General features: G+C 62.3%; 17 protein-coding genes. 10 read left to right on the plus strand and 7 right to left on the minus strand.

The window, feature by feature from the left end:
• Positions 1-3 precede the first annotated feature (3 nt).
• Genes C9422_RS01600 through C9422_RS01610 form a run of 3 tightly spaced genes read left to right on the plus strand, consistent with a single transcriptional unit; the run spans position 4 to position 2113 of the window.
• Positions 4-780 (plus strand): amino acid ABC transporter ATP-binding protein, encoded by a 777-nt coding sequence (locus tag C9422_RS01600; RefSeq protein ID WP_116579449.1) that lies wholly within the window; start codon positions 4-6, stop codon positions 778-780.
• A gap of 3 nt (positions 781-783) precedes the next feature.
• Entirely contained in the window at positions 784-1464 is a 681-nt protein-coding gene (locus tag C9422_RS01605; protein ID WP_102699563.1) for an amino acid ABC transporter permease, read from the plus strand.
• 1 nt (position 1465) lies between these two features.
• Entirely contained in the window at positions 1466-2113 is a 648-nt protein-coding gene (locus C9422_RS01610) for an amino acid ABC transporter permease (protein WP_116579450.1), read from the plus strand.
• 2 nt (positions 2114-2115) lie between these two features.
• On the opposite strand, the gene C9422_RS01615 is transcribed toward C9422_RS01610, so the two are convergent.
• A complete protein-coding gene (locus C9422_RS01615) occupies positions 2116-3393 on the minus strand; it encodes an MFS transporter (RefSeq protein WP_116579451.1) in 1278 nt (425 codons plus the stop codon).
• Positions 3394-3529: 136 nt separating this feature from the next.
• Here C9422_RS01615 and C9422_RS01620 point away from each other — a divergent pair, with 136 nt between their 5' ends.
• Positions 3530-3988 (plus strand): helix-turn-helix domain-containing protein, encoded by a 459-nt coding sequence (locus tag C9422_RS01620; protein WP_007974861.1) that lies wholly within the window; start codon positions 3530-3532, stop codon positions 3986-3988.
• An 84-nt stretch (positions 3989-4072) separates the two neighbouring features.
• Here C9422_RS01620 and C9422_RS01625 read toward each other — a convergent pair whose 3' ends face one another.
• The gene (locus C9422_RS01625) at positions 4073-4498 is read right to left on the minus strand and encodes a hypothetical protein (protein ID WP_116579452.1); all 426 of its coding nucleotides are present in this window, start codon (positions 4496-4498) and stop codon (positions 4073-4075) included.
• Positions 4499-4665: 167 nt separating this feature from the next.
• Between C9422_RS01625 and C9422_RS01630 the strand changes: the two genes are divergently transcribed.
• From C9422_RS01630 to C9422_RS01655, 6 genes are all read left to right on the plus strand, one after another.
• Entirely contained in the window at positions 4666-5349 is a 684-nt protein-coding gene (locus C9422_RS01630; RefSeq protein WP_116579453.1) for a TetR/AcrR family transcriptional regulator, read from the plus strand.
• Between the two features lie 204 nt (positions 5350-5553).
• Positions 5554-6768, plus strand: coding sequence for an SfnB family sulfur acquisition oxidoreductase (locus C9422_RS01635; protein WP_116579454.1), 1215 nt, complete (start codon positions 5554-5556; stop codon positions 6766-6768).
• 10 nt (positions 6769-6778) lie between these two features.
• A complete protein-coding gene (locus tag C9422_RS01640) occupies positions 6779-8152 on the plus strand; it encodes an LLM class flavin-dependent oxidoreductase (protein ID WP_116579455.1) in 1374 nt (457 codons plus the stop codon).
• Complete coding sequence (locus C9422_RS01645) at positions 8149-8814, plus strand: methionine ABC transporter permease (protein WP_116579456.1); 666 nt, start codon at positions 8149-8151, stop codon at positions 8812-8814. Before C9422_RS01640 ends, C9422_RS01645 begins: the two co-directional genes overlap by 4 nt.
• Positions 8815-8912: 98 nt before the next feature.
• Positions 8913-9683, plus strand: coding sequence for a MetQ/NlpA family ABC transporter substrate-binding protein (locus C9422_RS01650; protein WP_007974850.1), 771 nt, complete (start codon positions 8913-8915; stop codon positions 9681-9683).
• Positions 9684-9841: 158 nt separating this feature from the next.
• On the plus strand, positions 9842-10885 hold the full coding sequence (locus tag C9422_RS01655; RefSeq protein WP_116579457.1) for a methionine ABC transporter ATP-binding protein: 1044 nt from the start codon (positions 9842-9844) through the stop codon (positions 10883-10885).
• A 30-nt stretch (positions 10886-10915) separates the two neighbouring features.
• Here C9422_RS01655 and C9422_RS01660 read toward each other — a convergent pair whose 3' ends face one another.
• The 5 genes from C9422_RS01660 to C9422_RS01680 all read right to left on the minus strand — a co-directional run bounded on the left by C9422_RS01660 (position 10916) and on the right by C9422_RS01680 (position 15741).
• A complete protein-coding gene (locus tag C9422_RS01660) occupies positions 10916-12019 on the minus strand; it encodes a sigma-54-dependent Fis family transcriptional regulator (RefSeq protein ID WP_116579458.1) in 1104 nt (367 codons plus the stop codon).
• A gap of 13 nt (positions 12020-12032) precedes the next feature.
• On the minus strand, positions 12033-13220 hold the full coding sequence (locus C9422_RS01665) for an acyl-CoA dehydrogenase family protein (RefSeq protein WP_116579459.1): 1188 nt from the start codon (positions 13218-13220) through the stop codon (positions 12033-12035).
• Positions 13221-13275: 55 nt separating this feature from the next.
• Positions 13276-14421, minus strand: a complete 1146-nt coding sequence (ssuD, locus tag C9422_RS01670; RefSeq protein WP_116579460.1) for an FMNH2-dependent alkanesulfonate monooxygenase — start codon at positions 14419-14421, stop codon at positions 13276-13278.
• Between the two features lie 11 nt (positions 14422-14432).
• Positions 14433-14993 carry an FMN reductase gene (msuE, locus tag C9422_RS01675; RefSeq protein WP_116579461.1) on the minus strand — a complete coding sequence of 187 codons (561 nt, stop codon included), beginning with the start codon at positions 14991-14993 and terminating at the stop codon, positions 14433-14435.
• Positions 14994-15282: 289 nt separating this feature from the next.
• Positions 15283-15741 (minus strand): metallophosphoesterase family protein, encoded by a 459-nt coding sequence (locus C9422_RS01680; protein WP_116579578.1) that lies wholly within the window; start codon positions 15739-15741, stop codon positions 15283-15285.
• Between the last annotated feature and the right edge of the window lie 68 nt (positions 15742-15809).

Genomic DNA, 15809 nt, shown 5'->3' on the forward strand with positions numbered 1-15809 from the left:
CCCATGGCTGAATCCACTCCACTGGTGCGTATCGAAGGGCTGCACAAGTCCTTCGGTAGCCTGGACGTTCTCAAAGGCATCGACCTCAACGTGCAGCAGGGCCAGAAAATCTCGCTCATCGGCCCCAGCGGCTCGGGCAAGACCACCTTGCTGCGCTGCGTCAACTACCTGGAAGAGCCGACCAAAGGCGACATCTACATTGACAACGAACTGATCGGCCAGCGCCTGGTGGGCAGCCGAAAAGTGCCCATGAGCGATAAGGAACTGGCGCGGATGCGCGCCGAAATCGGCATGGTGTTCCAGCGCTTCAACCTGTTCCCGCACCTGTCGGTGCTGGAAAACATCATCCTCGGTCCGCTCAAGGTGCAGCAGCGCAATCGCGCCGAAGCGGTGGAACTGGCCGAGGACCTGCTGAACAAGGTCGGCATGTTCGCCAAGCGCGATGCCTTTCCCGAGCAACTGTCGGGCGGGCAGCAGCAACGGATCGCCATTGCCCGGGCGCTGGCGATGAGACCCAAGTTGATGCTGTTCGACGAGGCGACCTCGGCACTGGACCCCGAATTGGTCGGGGAAGTGCTGGGCGTGATGCGCAGGCTGGCGGAGGAGGGCATGACGATGATCATCGTCACCCACGAAATGAGCTTCGCCGAAAGCGTTTCCGACCAGGTGATCTTCATGGCCGACGGCAATATCGTCGAACAGGGGCCGCCGCGGCAGATTTTCCGCGAGAGCCAGGTCGAACGTACCCGCTCCTTCATCCGCGCCGTGCAGGAGCATTGATCGATGTTCGACACCACTGCACTGAACAAAGCCATCGAGATGCTGCCGTACTTCCTGAACGTACTGGGCGTCGGCGCGCTGACCACCATCGGCCTGACGGCTGCTGCGTTTGTAGTGGCGGCGTTGCTGGGTTTTTGCCTGGCGTTGATGCGGCTTTCGCGCAGCCGCCTATTGAGCCTGATCGCCAGCGTTTACCTGGAGATCTTCCGCAACATACCGATCCTGACCCAGTTGTTCATTCTGTACTTTGGCCTGACCTATATCGGCATTACCTTGCCGGCCATCGGCGCGGCGATCATCGGTTTCGGCCTGAACGGTGCGGCCATTCTGTCGGAGGTTTTCCGGTCGAGCATCCGCACCATTGACCGTGGCCAAAGCGAAGCGGCGTTCTCCATCGGCATGACCCGGTCTCTGGCGATGCGCATCATCGTGCTGCCGCAGGCATTCAAGGTGGCGATTCCAGGGATGGCCAACTTCGCCATCGGCCTGCTCAAGGACACCTCCCTGGCGTCTGCGGCGGCAGTGCCGGAGTTGACGTTCAAGGCGAAAATGCTGGTCAGCGAAACCTACCAGACCAACCTGATCTACTTCCTGCTGGCGATGATCTACCTGATCCTGAGCCTGGTGCTTTCCCACTGGGCGGCGCGCACCGAACGCCGTCTCAAAGTCGTCAAGGAGAATTGATATGGGCTATGGCGAGTTGTGGGACGCGACCCATGTCGAATTGCTGGCGGCCGCCTGGGCCACACTCCAGTTGGCGTTCGGTGCGTTGGTCATCGGCTTGATCGTCGGCTTGCTGGTGGCGCTGGCACGGCTTTCCGGCAACCGCGCATTGCGGCGCGCGGCGCTCTATTACATCGAGCTGTTCCGTGGCACTCCGGCGTTGGTGCAGTTGTTCATCGTCTATTTCAGCCTGACCGAAATCGGCGTTCATTTCAGCTCGTTCCAGGCTGCCATGATTGGCCTGGGACTGAACGCTGCGGCGTATCTGGCAGAGATCTACCGTGCGGGGCTCGAGGCCGTGCCCAAGGGGCAGGTGGAGGCGGCGAAGGCGATTGGCATGCCCAAGCTCAAGGTGCTGCGCTGGGTCGTGTTGCCCCAGGCCATCCGCATCGTGCTGGCGCCCATAGGCAACGTCGCGATCTCGCTGTTGAAGGATACATCCGTGGCTTCGCTGATCGCGGCACCGGACTTGATGCTGCGGGCGCAGGATCTGAGTTCGGTGTATTTCATGCCGCTGGAAATCTACATTCTGGTCGGCGCGATCTACTTTGCCCTGTGTTATCCGCTTTCACTTGGCGTGCGCATGCTCGAGCGCAAAACCAGGCACTGAGGTTATCTGGCGTAGCGCTGCCTGTGCCAACGCCAGGTGATCAACCACAGCATCAGGGCCGTCGCACTGATCGAGGCACCCAGCAGGCTGACGGCTGTCCAGCCCCAGTGCGCATACACCTGGGTCGCGGCCGCGGCTCCCAGTGCGCTGCCCACCGAGTAAAAGCACATGTAGGCGCCCACCATGCGGCTTTGGGCGTCGGGGCGTGCGGCAAAAATGAGGCTCTGGTTGGTGACGTGTACGGCTTGCACCGCGAAGTCGAGCAGGACCACTGCGCATACCAGCGCGATCAGTGACGTCTGCGCAAACGCGCTGGGCAACCAGGACAGCGTCAGGATCACCAGCGAAATGCCGGTCACGCGCTGCCCCAGACCCTGATCGGCCCAGCGACCGGCTCTTCTGGCAGCAAGGGCACCGGCGACGCCGGCCAGGCCGAACAGGCCGATGGCCGTGTGTGACAGCGACAGCGGAGGCGCGCTCAGTGGCAGCACCATGGATGTCCACAACACCGAAAACGCGGCAAAGATCAGCAAGGCCAGCAGGCCACGGATGCGCAAGACCGGTTCGGTCATGAACAGCCTGAACATCGAACGGATGAGTGCCGGGTAGGTGTTTCGGTTGCGTGCAGACTCGGTGGCAGGAAGCACTTTCCAGAACACCGCCGCGAGGACCAGCATCAAGCCCGACGAAACGAAATACACGGCGCGCCAGCCGGCCAGATCAGCGATCAGCCCGGAGGTGAACCGCGCCAGGAGAATGCCCAAGACAATGCCGCTGGTGACGGTGCCCACGGCCTGGCCGCGTTGTGACGGCGTTGCCAGCACGGCGGCATAGGCCACCAGCACTTGAACCATCACCGCGAGCAAACCGACGATGACCAGGGCGCCCAACAGGGCCAGCCATTGCTGCGCTGCGCCGACCCCCGCCAGGGCAACCGCAGACAGCAGCACTTGCGTGAGGATCAACCCCTTGCGGTTGAGCAAGTCACCCAACGGGACGATGAACAGCAGCCCCAGCGCGTAACCGACCTGGGTAGCCGTCACCACGACCCCGATCATCGATGAGGCAACCCCCAGGCTCTGAGCCATTGAATCGAGCAGGGGTTGAGCGAAATACACGTTGGCGACTGCCAGCGCGCAAGTGACGGAAAACAGCAGCGTAAGCGACGGAGACAGGCCGGCAGCGCTGTCTGCGCGGGGGCTTTCTCCATTATCCGTATGGGGCCGGCCCGAAGCCTGCTGGGTGAAAGAGCGGGTGGCTGAATCGGCATCGGCTGTCACATGAGCCTCCGTGGCGCTAAACTGGTTTCAATTAAAAACTTGTTTGAATTGTTATCGAATCAGGTTTTAAATTGCAACCACTTTGCTCGGGGTTGCACAGCAGGCCCGGCAATCCTTAATCCAGAAGGTCAATACGATGGTCGAAGACACTTCATCCCACAGCAGCGAATGCCCGGTAGCCAGAACACTGGAGGCCATTGGGGATCGATGGTCGCTGATGATCATCCGCGACGCATTCGACGGCATTCGCCGATTCAGCGAATTTCAGAAAAGCCTGGGCGTGGCCAAGAACATTCTGGCATCGCGCTTGAAAACCCTGGTTGAGGTCGGTGTGTTCGACGTTCAACCCGCATCAGACGGTAGCGCCTACAAGGAGTACGCCCTTACGGACAAAGGGCGGGAGATCTTTCCGGTGGTGGTCAGCCTGCGGCAGTGGGGTGAACGTTTCCTGTTCAAGCGCGAGGAGACGCGTTCCGTGCTGCTGGACAATGAGCGCGGCCAGACCCTGATGCCGATTGAAGTTCGCTCATCCAGCGGTCAGAAGCTTGGGCCGGCCGACTGCCACAGGGTCAGGGTGGTTGCCGACGAGTCGTGAATCGATGGCCCATGACGGTCAGTGGCAGCCATCGGTCCGGGGTTGATCTCGCCCCGCACCGATACGCCGCCCAAAACCCGCCAACTATGACAGGCGCGATTCAAGTGTCGTGTTGCTCAAACTCTCGGCCGTTGCCCCGATGCGCGAGAACACCAGCCACACGAACAACAGCACGCTGCAGCCGATGAGCAGGGAGGCAATGGCAATCAATGGCTCGACTGCCGCAAAGCCCTTGAGGCGCAGCAGCAGTGCACCCAGCATCACCGGCACACTCAGGTTGTACAGCCAGAACTGTGCGGCCGCCGCTCGCCCTCCGGTGATGGACGGGTGCAGCGTGCCGATGACACCGAACAGGGCCATCGACACCCACCCCAACAGATTGATATGGGCATGTACTGCGTAGAGCGAATGGTCGCCGGACGCGCCCATCGCGACACCCAGCGCCACGCCAATGGCAAAGTAGATGGCCGCCAGCCGAAACCAGGTCCGCGAACGGGGATTGTGATTCATCGCATTCACCTCATGCGCCCGGGGGCGCGCTCAGTTGCTGAAATCCTGATATGAAATCGTTGAGCCCGGCGCGCTGGTTGTTCGGCACACGGGGCAGTGGCATATCCCGTGCCACGCCTCTATTATGAGACTAGTGTCTCACGATAAGACGGAGTATCATTTATTCCATGCCGAATCCCAAGTCAAGCCCGTCTGTCCGCGACGGCGATTCCCAGGGCCGATCCAACCAGAAGCTCAGAACGCGGCAAGCGCTGATCGATGCCGCCATCGCCTTGCGCGACGAGGGCCACGACCCGACTGTCGCGCAAGTGGCTAAGCGCGCAATGGTGTCTCGCGCCACCGCCTATCGCTACTTTCCCTCACCTGAAGCGCTGATCAGCGAGACGGCCGCCGAGCGCGACATCAAGCCACTGGAGCAGATCTGGCGCCCGGGGGACGATCCGGTGAAGGGCATTGGCCTGGCGGCGCAGGCGTTGAACAAAGTCCTGATCGACGACGAGATCGGCCTGCACGTGATGGAGCGATCGTTCATGACGGTGTGGCTGGAAAACCCGTCTCCCCAGACGCCACTGCGGCCGGGTCGACGCATGAGCTACATCGAGCCGATCGTCGACTCGCTCAAGGACGTGCTCTCACCCCGCGCGCGCAAACGACTGAAACAGGCGCTGTCGATCGTCATGGGCACCGAGGCCTTGATCGCCGTGCGCGATATCAGTCGCGCGAGCGTCGAAGAATCACTCGACACCGCCACCTGGGCAGCGCGGGCCCTCGTTCGTCAGGCATTGGCTGAAGAGAAACAGGCACGACACAAGCGCAACCGTTCGCGCTCTGCTCCCGGTGAATCGCAGTAATCGGCACTGTTGAATAATCAACAGTACTTCAACAACAACTGTCCGGCTGGCGATTTCACTCTTCGCTTTATTTTGTAACGTACTGATATTTAACGTTTAAATATCATGGCATGGATCATGCTCCATCTGGGTAAGGCTCCGTACCGACAGTCATTTGCAGGACTGTGCGGCCGTTGGCGGAGCCATCGCTAGAGTGAGGAATCCATGTCAGTTGCAGCCGCCTACCCGATCAATCCACCTTCGGCCCATGTGATCCGTGATGACGCCGAAGCCATACGCATTGCCCATGAAATCGCCGCGCTGCTGCAGGTCGGCGCCTCCGAGCGTGATCAGACGCGTCAGGTGCCGGCCGAGGTGGTCGATGCTTTTTCCAACAGCGGACTGTGGGGCATTACAGTGCCTCGGCAGTACGGTGGCGCCGAGGTGTCCTATGCGACCCTGGCCCAGGTCATCGCGATTGTCTCGGCGGCCGATCCATCCCTTGGCCAGATACCGCAGAACCATTACTGCCTGTTGGAAGACATCCGCTTGCAGGGTAGCGACGACCAGAAGCAGTTCTTCTTCGACCTGGCCCTGGCGGGCAATCGTTTCGCCAATGCGCTGTCGGAAACCGGCGGCAAGAACGTGCAGGACATCCGTACCCGCCTGGTCGCGGATGGCGAGGGTTATCGCATCGACGGGCGCAAGGGTTACTGCACCGGATCGCTCTATGCCCATTGGCTGGGCGTATTGGCCCTGGACAGCGAAGACCGTGCACAACTGGCCTTCGTACCGCGTCACACCGAGGGGCTGAATGTGGTTGACGACTGGGACAGCATCGGCCAGCGCACCACGTCCAGCGGCACCGTGCTGGTCGAGGGGCTGTGGGTGCCGGCCTTCAACCTGTTCCCGACTTACCGCTCCTACGAACGCCCGACCCTGGCCGGTCCCTTTGCGCAGATCACCACGGCGGCCATCGATGCGGGCATTGCCCGTGCGGCGCTGCGTGACACCATCAGCTTTGTCCGCGAGCAGGCGCGGCCATGGATCGATGCCGGGGTGGAAAAGGCCAGCGAAGACCCGTTGACCATCATTCAGGTCGGCGCACTGGACATCCGTCTGGAAGCCGCCGAGGCGCTGCTCGAGCGTGCGGGCCTGGTGCTCGACCAGGCCCGCTCGGCACCCGATGAGCAGTCGGTTGCGCAGGCTTCGCTGGCCGTGGCCAGGGCCAAGGTGTTGACCACCGAAATCGCCATCGAGGCCAGCAACAAGCTGTTTGAACTGGGCGGCACCCGCTCGACGCTGCGCAAGCACAACCTCGATCGCCATTGGCGTAACGCGCGGGTCCATACCCTGCACGACCCTGTGCGCTGGAAGTACCACGTCGTGGGTAACTGGTTGCTCAACGGCATCAAGCCGCCTCGCCATGACTGGTCCTGAGGTCGCGCAGATGCCCAAGCAAATTCGTCTCAACGCCTTCAGCATGAATACCGTCGGGCACTTGTCGCCCGGCCAGTGGCGCCACCCCCGTGATCAGTCCACACGCTACACCGACATCCACTACTGGATCGAACTGGCGAAAACCCTGGAGCGCGGCAAGATCGACGGCCTGTTCATCGCCGATGTGCTCGGCGTCTATGACGTCTACCAGAGCAGTGCCGACGAGGCGCTGCGCAGCGCGGCGCAAGTGCCGGTCAACGATCCGTTGCAACTGGTGCCGGCAATGGCCGCAGCCACTCGCCACCTGGGGTTTGGCGTCACCGCGTCGGTGTCGTTCGAGCATCCGTTTCCGTTCGCCCGACGCATGTCGACCCTCGATCACCTGACATCGGGGCGGGCGGGCTGGAACATCGTCACCTCGTACCTGAGCAGCGGCGCGCGAAACCTCGGCCAGGAGCGGCAGTTGTCTCACGATCAGCGTTATGCGCTGGCCGAGGAGTATCTGCAGGTTTGCTACAAGCTCTGGGAAGCCAGCTGGGAGGAGGGCGCGGTGCAGGCCGACCGCGCCAGCGGGGTTTACGCCGATCCGCGCAAGGTGCACGGCATCGCTCATCAGGGCGAATTTTTCAATGTGCCCGGTTTCCATCTCAGCGAGCCTTCGCCGCAGCGCACGCCGGTGATCTACCAGGCCGGCGCTTCCAGCCGTGGTCGGGTCTTCGCAGCAGCGAATGCCGAGTGCGTGTTTGTGGCCGCGCCGAGCAAGGTGGTACTCAAACAACAGGTCGCACAATTGCGTGCGGCGGTACAGGCGGCCGGTCGCGAGGCCGATCAGGTGCTGGTGTTCGAACAGCTCACGGTGATCGTCGCCGCGACGGACGCCGAAGCCCTGGAGCGCTTGCGCGAGTACCGCGAATACGCCAGTGCCAGCGGCGCCCTGACCTTGATGTCGGGCTGGACCGGTATCGATTTCGGCGAGTACGGGCCCGACCAGATTCTGCGTGAAGTGCCCAGCGATGCCATCCAGTCGGCCGTAGAGGCGTTTACCCGCGCCGACCCGAATCGGACCTGGACCACCGCAGAGATTGCCGATTATTGCGCCATCGGTGGCGATGGCCCGGTGCTGGTGGGTTCGGCAAAAACCGTGGCCGATCAACTCCAGGAGTGGGTCGAGCAAACCGATGTCGACGGCTTCAACCTGGCCAGCGTGGTCGCCCCGGAGACCTTTGAGGCGGTGGTCGATCTGCTCGTGCCGGAGTTGCAGGCACGGGGTCTGTTCAAGCGCGAGTATGAGGACGGCACCCTGCGCCACAAGCTCTTCGGCCAGGGCGATCGCCTGGCGACGCCACACCCGGCGGCGGCCTTGCGCGTGGGAGATCGGCGATGAACGAGTGGTTCGCTCACGTCAATTGGGGCGAAGTGGCCGAGGCTTGCCTGGACACCTCGAGCATGCTCGCTGCGGCACTGGCCTGCACGGTGTTGCTCGGGTTGCCGCTCGGCGTGCTGCTGTACCTGACGGGCCAGCGCCAGTTGCTCGAATCGCCGCGGCTGTACCGGCTGTTGTCGGTGGTGGCCAACGTGCTGCGCTCGATGCCGTTCATCATTCTGTTGATCGTGCTGATCCCGGTGACCACCCTGGTCACCGGCACCTCGCTGGGCGTGCGCGGCGCGATTCCGCCCTTGGTGGTGGGCTGCACGCCGTTCTTCGCCCGGCTGGTGGAAAGTGCCTTGCGCGAAGTTGACCGCGGACTGGTTGAAGCCGTGCAGTCCATGGGCGCCAGTACCCCGCAGATCATCCTGCATACCTTGCTGCCAGAAGCCCGGACCGGACTGATCGCCGCGGTCACGGTCACCGCCATCGTGCTGGTGGACTACACCGCCATGGCCGGCGTGGTGGGCGGCGGTGGCCTGGGGGATCTGGCCATCCGTTTCGGTTACCAGCGTTTCCAGACCGATGTGATGGTGGTCACCGTGCTGCTGCTGATCCTGCTGGTGCAGGCCTTGCAGATGAGCGGCGACCGCCTGGTCCGGCATTACACACGGCGCTAAGCGCCTGATTTACCCGAACGCAGCAGCCGGGTACCGCTGCTGCAGGCCCTACGTCCACCTCACGACGGCCACTTTTTGATCATTCTGGAGTCATGAGCATGAAAAAGACCCTGGCCGCCCTCGCTGCCGTTTTATCCCTGAGCGCCCACGCCAACGAAAAACTGGTGGTGGGCGCCACCCCGGTGCCCCACGCGGAGATACTGGAGTTCGTCAAACCGGTGCTGGCCAAGGAGGGGGTTGATCTGGACATCAAGGTCTTCAGCGACTTCATCCAGCCCAACCTGCAACTGTCCGAGAAAAACCTCGACGCCAACTACTACCAGTACCGGCCGTTCCTCGATGACTTCAACAAGACCCGGCACACCGATCTGGTACCGGTAGTGGGCGTGCACATCGAGCCGTTCGGCGCCTATTCGACCCGGATCAAAAAACTCGCCGATCTGCCCGAAGGCGCCAGTGTCGCCATTCCCAACGATCCGGTGAACACCGGACGCGCCCTGGTGTTGTTGCACGAAGCCGGTTTGATCAAGCTCAAGGACCCGAGCAATACCCTGGCGACGCAACACGATATCGTCGAGAACCCGCACAAACTGAAGATTCGCGAACTGGAAGGCGCCTTGCTGGCCCGTGCGGTCAGCCAGGTGGACCTGGCGTTCGTCTTTGCCAACTACGCACTGGAGGCCGGTATCGACACCAACAGCGCGTTGATCGTCGAGAAGGGCAAGGACCTGTACGTCGAGTTCCTGGTCGCCCGTCCGGACAACATCAATGATCCGGGTATCCAGAAGCTGGCCAAGGCCCTGAACTCGCCGCAAGTGCGCGATTTCATTCTGACCCGCTACAAGGGCCAGATCGCTCCCGGCTTCTGACCGGTAGCCAAGACGAACACTCTTACTGTGGCGAGGGAGCTTGCTCCCGTTGGACTGCTACGCAGTCCCATCTTTTGGGGCCGCTTCGCGCCCCAGCGGGAGCAAGCTCCCTCGCCACAGGGAACATGGTCTCTTTTGTTTGTGCAGGACTTTCGTTCATGGTCAGTTTCAATCCACAGGCCCTGGCTGCCGCCGTGCATATACGGCTGGTGGGCCTGGGCAAGCATTACCGGGTCGGGCAGCAGAGCGTGCAAGCGCTGCACGACATCAACCTGGACATCCGCCGCGGTGAGGTGTTCGGCATCATCGGTCGCAGCGGCGCCGGCAAATCCTCGCTGCTGCGCTCGCTCAACCGCCTGGAACAACCGAGCAGCGGCCAGGTATTGATCGAAGGTGAGGACATCGTCGGTTTCGATCGTGCACGCCTGGCCGGCTTGCGGCAGCGCACCGGGATGATCTTCCAGCACTTCAACCTGATGGCCTCCCGAACCGTCGGCGACAACGTCGGCCTGCCGCTGCGGCTGGCGGGCATCGGGCGTGCCGAGCGTGAGCGCCGAGTCGACGAACTGTTGCAGCTGGTGGGGCTGCAGGACAAGCGTGACGCGTACCCGGCGCAGCTCTCCGGCGGGCAAAAGCAGCGGGTCGGCATTGCCCGGGCGCTGGTGTTGCAGCCTGATCTGTTGCTGTGTGACGAGGCGACTTCGGCACTTGATCCGCAGAGCAGCCAGGCGATTCTGGCGTTGCTGCGCGACATCAATCGGCGCCTGGGGCTGACTATCGTGCTGATCACCCACGAGATGGAGGTGATCCGCGACCTCTGTGACCGCGTGGTGGTCCTGGAGCAAGGCCGGGTGGTCGAGCAAGGCGACGTCTGGCAAGTGTTCGGTGACCCGCAACACGATGTCACCCGTGCCTTGCTTGGCACACTGCAGCCGGCCGGGCATGACGTGCCGTCAGCCCAGGCGGCCGCGATACTGCTCGACCTGCATTACACCGGGGCCAGTGGCCACGAGCCGGAGTTGTCGGCCATCGCCGCGCTGTTCGGTGGCCGCACGCACCTGGTGCAAGGGGGTATCGAGCGCATCCAGGGCCGTGCGCTGGGTCGCCTGCGGGTGCGGGTTGAAGCCTCCAGTGGCGGACTGGACGCATTGCTGCAACAGGCACGACAGATCGCCGATCGGGTCGAGCAGGTCGGCGCCTGAGTCAGTATTGACGGTGGCAGTGCCGGGCAATCATATCGAAAGCTGGATCACCCGATGGTCTGGCGCGTCATCGACGGCACGACGCTTGTTGACCACCAGCTCGCCGATGGCGATCAGGCGCGCCCGGGTCACGTTGCGCGAGAGTCCGAGCAGGCTGGCGGTATGTACCTGGTTGCGGTGGCAGAACTGATAGGCGGCGCGCAACAAACTGTCCTCGACCTGCTCGTACAGCGCGCCCTGGTGTTCTTCGAATAACCGTTTGAACGCGCGCAGCAGGAGCGCCTGGGCCGACTCTTCAGAGATACTGGTTTTTTCCGCCGGGCGCTCGATACGCAAATGCGACAGGCGCAGATCCTCCTGCCGTACGAGTCCGTCCCGGCAGATCAGCAAGGTGTGGTGGATGACGTTTTCCAGTTCGCGAATGTTGCCGGGCCAGCCATAGTCGGCCAGCTTGCGTTCGGCGTCGGCACTGAGGGCAATCTGTCCGTATCCCAGGCGTTCGCTGTAGGTGCGGATGAAGTGGCGGGCCAGCGGCAGAATGTCGCCGGGGCGGTCACGCAGCGGATGCAAGTGCAGGCTGACCACGTTGAGGCGGTAGTAGAGGTCTTCGCGGAAATGTCCGGCGTTGATCGCTTTTTCCAACTGCACATTGGTGGCGGCCAACACCCGGACGTTGATCGCAATGCTCTTGCGCGACCCCAGTCGCACCACCTCACGCTCCTGCAGCACACGCAGCAGCTTGACCTGGATGGGCATCGGCAGATCGCCGATTTCGTCGAGGAACAAGGTGCCGCCATTGGCCTCTTCGAACCATCCCGGCTTGGCGCTGATGGCGCCGGTGAAGGCGCCTTTCTCATGGCCGAACAGTTCGGCCTCGACCAGTGATTCGGAGAAGGCGCCGCAGTTGACCGCCACAAAGGGCCCCTGGCTGCGCCGGCTGAGGTTATGGATATGGCGTGCGACCAACTCCTTGCCGGTGCCGGTTTCACCGATGATCAGGACGCTGGCCTCGCTGGGTGCGACCTGTTGCAAATGGGCAAGCAAGGCCTGCGACTTGGGGTCTTCGAATACCTGGGCGGTGGCGCGGATCGACGTGGCCAGCGACGGGGATGGGGGCAGAGTCAGCAGTTGCATGGGGCTTCCTCGCTTATGAGTAGAAAGTGGGAACTGGGCGGTTCTGGTTCAGCGCCCAGTCACCCAGCTCGTGAATTTTGTAGTCCACCGGGTCATGCAGCGTCTGGGTGCGCAGGTTGCGCCAGTAACGGTCGAACCGCAGCGAAGCGTGAGTCGCGCGCGCCCCGGTGACTTCAAACAAACGGGTGCACAGGTCCAGGCCGGTACGGGTCGCGGTCACTTTGGCGCAGGCGATCGACAGCGCCAGTTGCGCACGCTCCTCGCTGCCCAGGTTATGTCCCTTGCGCCAGGCTTCGTCGAGCTGTGCCGCGGCGCGTTCAACCAGCACACGTGTGCTTTCCAGGCCCACCCAGAACTCGCCGTAGTGGCGCAGGATGTAGGGGTCCTCGCTGACATGGCGGACCTTGGAGGTGAACCACGGACGTCCCTCCTTGAGCGTGTAATGACGGGCCTCCTCGAAAGCCCCTTCGGCGATGCCAAGGAAAATATGGGCAAAGTGCAGTTGGGCGATCAGCGGGCGCAGGCAGGCAAAGGGGGTGCTCAAGGGACCTGGATCAAGCAGCAGCTCCGACTCTTCCACCCGCACCCGCTCGAAGGTTGCGCTGCCACTGTCGGTCTGGCGCTGGCCCATGTTGTCCCAGTCGCCATGCAGGGTAATGCCGGTACGGCCACTGGGAATGGCGGCGATCAGCAGCTTGCCGCCGGCGCTTTCGTCGACCGCTGAAGCAATCAGCATCTCCGAGTCGCTGGCACCGGAGCAGAAACTTTTCTTGCCGGAAAACTCACGCCAGCCATCGAACTTTTTCACCACAGTGCGGGTGTCGAGCGGGTTGAGTGCATTGCCCCAGAACCAGTTGTTGCGGGCAGTCTGTTCAAACCAGGGCTGCCACTGCTCGGGCCGCGAGAACAGTCGCACGGTGGCCAGCATCAGGTGCTGGAAGCCGAAGACGTGGGCGATCGAGCTGTCGACCTTGGCAAACTCGCGGACCACACCGAGTGTCTCGCTCCAGTCGGCCCCCAGGCCTCCGAACTGGGTCGGAATGCTCAGGGCCAGCAAGCCGCTGTGCCGTAGGGCGTCGCGCTCGGCCTTCGGCGTACCGCCGTGCTCGTCCCGTTCAGCGGCAGTTTCGGCAAAGGTGGCGGCCAGTTTGCGCGCGGTCTGCAAGGGGCTCAGGACGGCAGTCTGTAGTTGGGTGCTCACGCGCAATTCCTCGATTGTTGGGGGGTGCTTGCCAGGCAGGTCGCTAACGTCAGGCTCATGGTTTTTGTGTCTGCGGCAGGACATCGTTGGCGATCATTTCGCCAAAGGGGCCGGTGAGATTGGTCACGCCCCGACCTGCCAGGCTGGCGTAGGGTTCGGGCAGCAACGGGAAGACCAGTTCGGCAAAGCGATAGGCTTCTTCGAGATGCGGATATCCGGAAAAAATGAAGCTTTCGATGCCCAGGTCGGCGTACTCCTTGATCCGTGCAGCTACCTGTTGGGGGTCGCCGACCAGTGCCGTGCCTGCGCCACCGCGCACCAGACCGACGCCGGCCCACAGGTTGGGGGAGATTTCCAGGTTGTCCCGGCGACCGTCATGCAGCGCGGCCATGCGTCGCTGGCCTTCGGAGTCGAAGCGTGCGAATGAGGTTTGCGCCGCGGCAATGGTCTCGTCGGAAATATGCTCGATAAGTCGGTCAGCGGCCTGCCAGGCTTGGGCTGCGGTCTCGCGCACGATCACATGCAGGCGGATCCCGAATTTCACGGTCCGCCCATGCCGGGCTGCCCGGGCGCGGACATCGGCGATCTTTTGCGCCACCGCCGCCGGTGGCTCGCCCCACGTCAGGTAAACGTCCAGTTGCTCGGCCGCCAGGTCATGGGCCGCATCCGAAGAGCCGCCGAAATACAAGGGTGGATAGGGCTTCTGAACCGGTGGATAGAGGGCCTTGGCGTTTTCCACCTGGAAGTGCTTGCCATGGAAATCCACGGACTCGCCTTGCAGTACACGGCGCCAGATCTGCAGGAACTCATCGGTGACTTCGTAACGCTCGGCATGGCTCAAGTGGATGCCATCGCCACGGTTTTCATCCGGATCACCCCCGGTCACCACATTGATCAGCAAGCGTCCGCCGGATAATCGGTCGAGGGTAGCGGCCATGCGTGCCGATACCGTCGGCGAGATGATCCCCGGACGAATCGCCACCAGATAACGCAGGCGTTCGGTCAGCGGCGCCAGCGCCGATGCGATGACCCAGGAGTCCTCACAGGAACGTCCAGTAGGAATCAGCACCCCGTAGTAACCCAGGCCATCCGCCGCCTGGGCGATCTGCTTGAGGTAGTTGAGGGTCACCGGGCGCGCGCCCTGGCTGGTGCCAAGGAAGTGGCCGTCACCGTGGGTCGGCAGGAACCAGAAAACATTCATCGACGGGCTCCTCAGGCGCTCTGGCGCAGGCGTTGGTGGGTGTTGAAAAAGGGCAGGGCGCGTTCTACGGCCAGGCCGATGCGCGCCTGCAGCAGGTCGCAGTCGATGCGGTAATCGCGGAAGTCGGATTCGCTGGCATACACGCCCAGCGGCAGGGTCAGCGACTGGAAGAAGCTGAACAGTGGCCGTAGCTGGTGATCGATCACCAGCGCGTGACGAGGGCTGCCACCCGTAGCGGCGAGCAGCACCGGTGTGTCGATCAGGGCGTCCTGGCCGATCAGGTCAAACAGGTGCTTGAGCTGGCCCGGATAGGAACCGCGATAGACCGGCGAAGCGACAATCAGCAGGTCGGCGTTTTCGATGGCTTGCAGTTGCGCCTCGACCTCGGCAGACAACTCCTTACGGCTGAGGGCACCGCCCACGTCGCGGGCGAGATCGGCCAGCTCGATGACCCGGCCCACCATATTCAGACGGTTGGCGAACTCGTCGAGAATGGCCTGGCTGAGCACCTGGGTACGAGAAGGGCGGTAGGCACCGCCGGATACAGCGATTACGTTCAAGGGGGCAGTCATGTTCAATTCCTGTGCTGTCGCTCTACAAACAGAGTCGGTGGCAGTGCTCAGCAAGAACCGAACCAGTTTTTATCTCTATGAAACCAAAGGGATTTATATGGTTTTTTTGGTTGGTGTGTTGCTGTCAGGCAATTTTTGTTGAATCACTGTTTGCCTGGAAACACTTGCGAGCTGTTCCATTTCGGACAGTTATAGGAGATTGCTTATATTCTTCAAAGGAATTAATAATTATTTTAATATTCCTTTAGGGTATTTATGGTGAGGGGGAGGGCGGTGCCTGGCAGATGAATCACTCGAGCAGTGATACCAGCCGAGGTTCGATGGACTGTGCAGACAGGTCCAGCAGTGCCAGGGTGACCGGCAACTTGAAGCGTCGACGCCCGGCGCTGCCCGGATTCAGGAACAGGCGTTCGCCGCGCCATTCGATGCCTGGTTTATGGGAGTGACCGGTGATCACCAGGTCGATACGCTCATCTGGATGGATTGCAACATCGGCGATGTCATGCACCAGCAGGACCTTCCAGCCGTTGAGGTCCAGGCGCAAACAGTCGGGCAGCTCGCGCGCCCAGGGCGCGTCCAGGTCGTTGTTGCCACGCACCCCGTGCACCGGTGCGATGGCCGCCAATTGGTCGAGGATGTGCGCGCTGCCGATGTCGCCGGCGTGAATGATGCAATCGCAGCCCAGCAGGGCGGCGATGGCTTCGGGGCGGAGCAGGCCGTGGGTGTCGGAGATCACACCGACTTTCATCGCGGGCGGTTCGAGCGGCATTCTGACGGGCCTGTCTGCTGTGCTAACGCTGCTGCCACTAACTTTGC

It is taken from the genome of Pseudomonas sp. B1(2018), assembly GCF_003097365.1.
Taxonomy (GTDB): Bacteria; Pseudomonadota; Gammaproteobacteria; order Pseudomonadales; family Pseudomonadaceae; genus Aquipseudomonas; species Aquipseudomonas laurylsulfatiphila.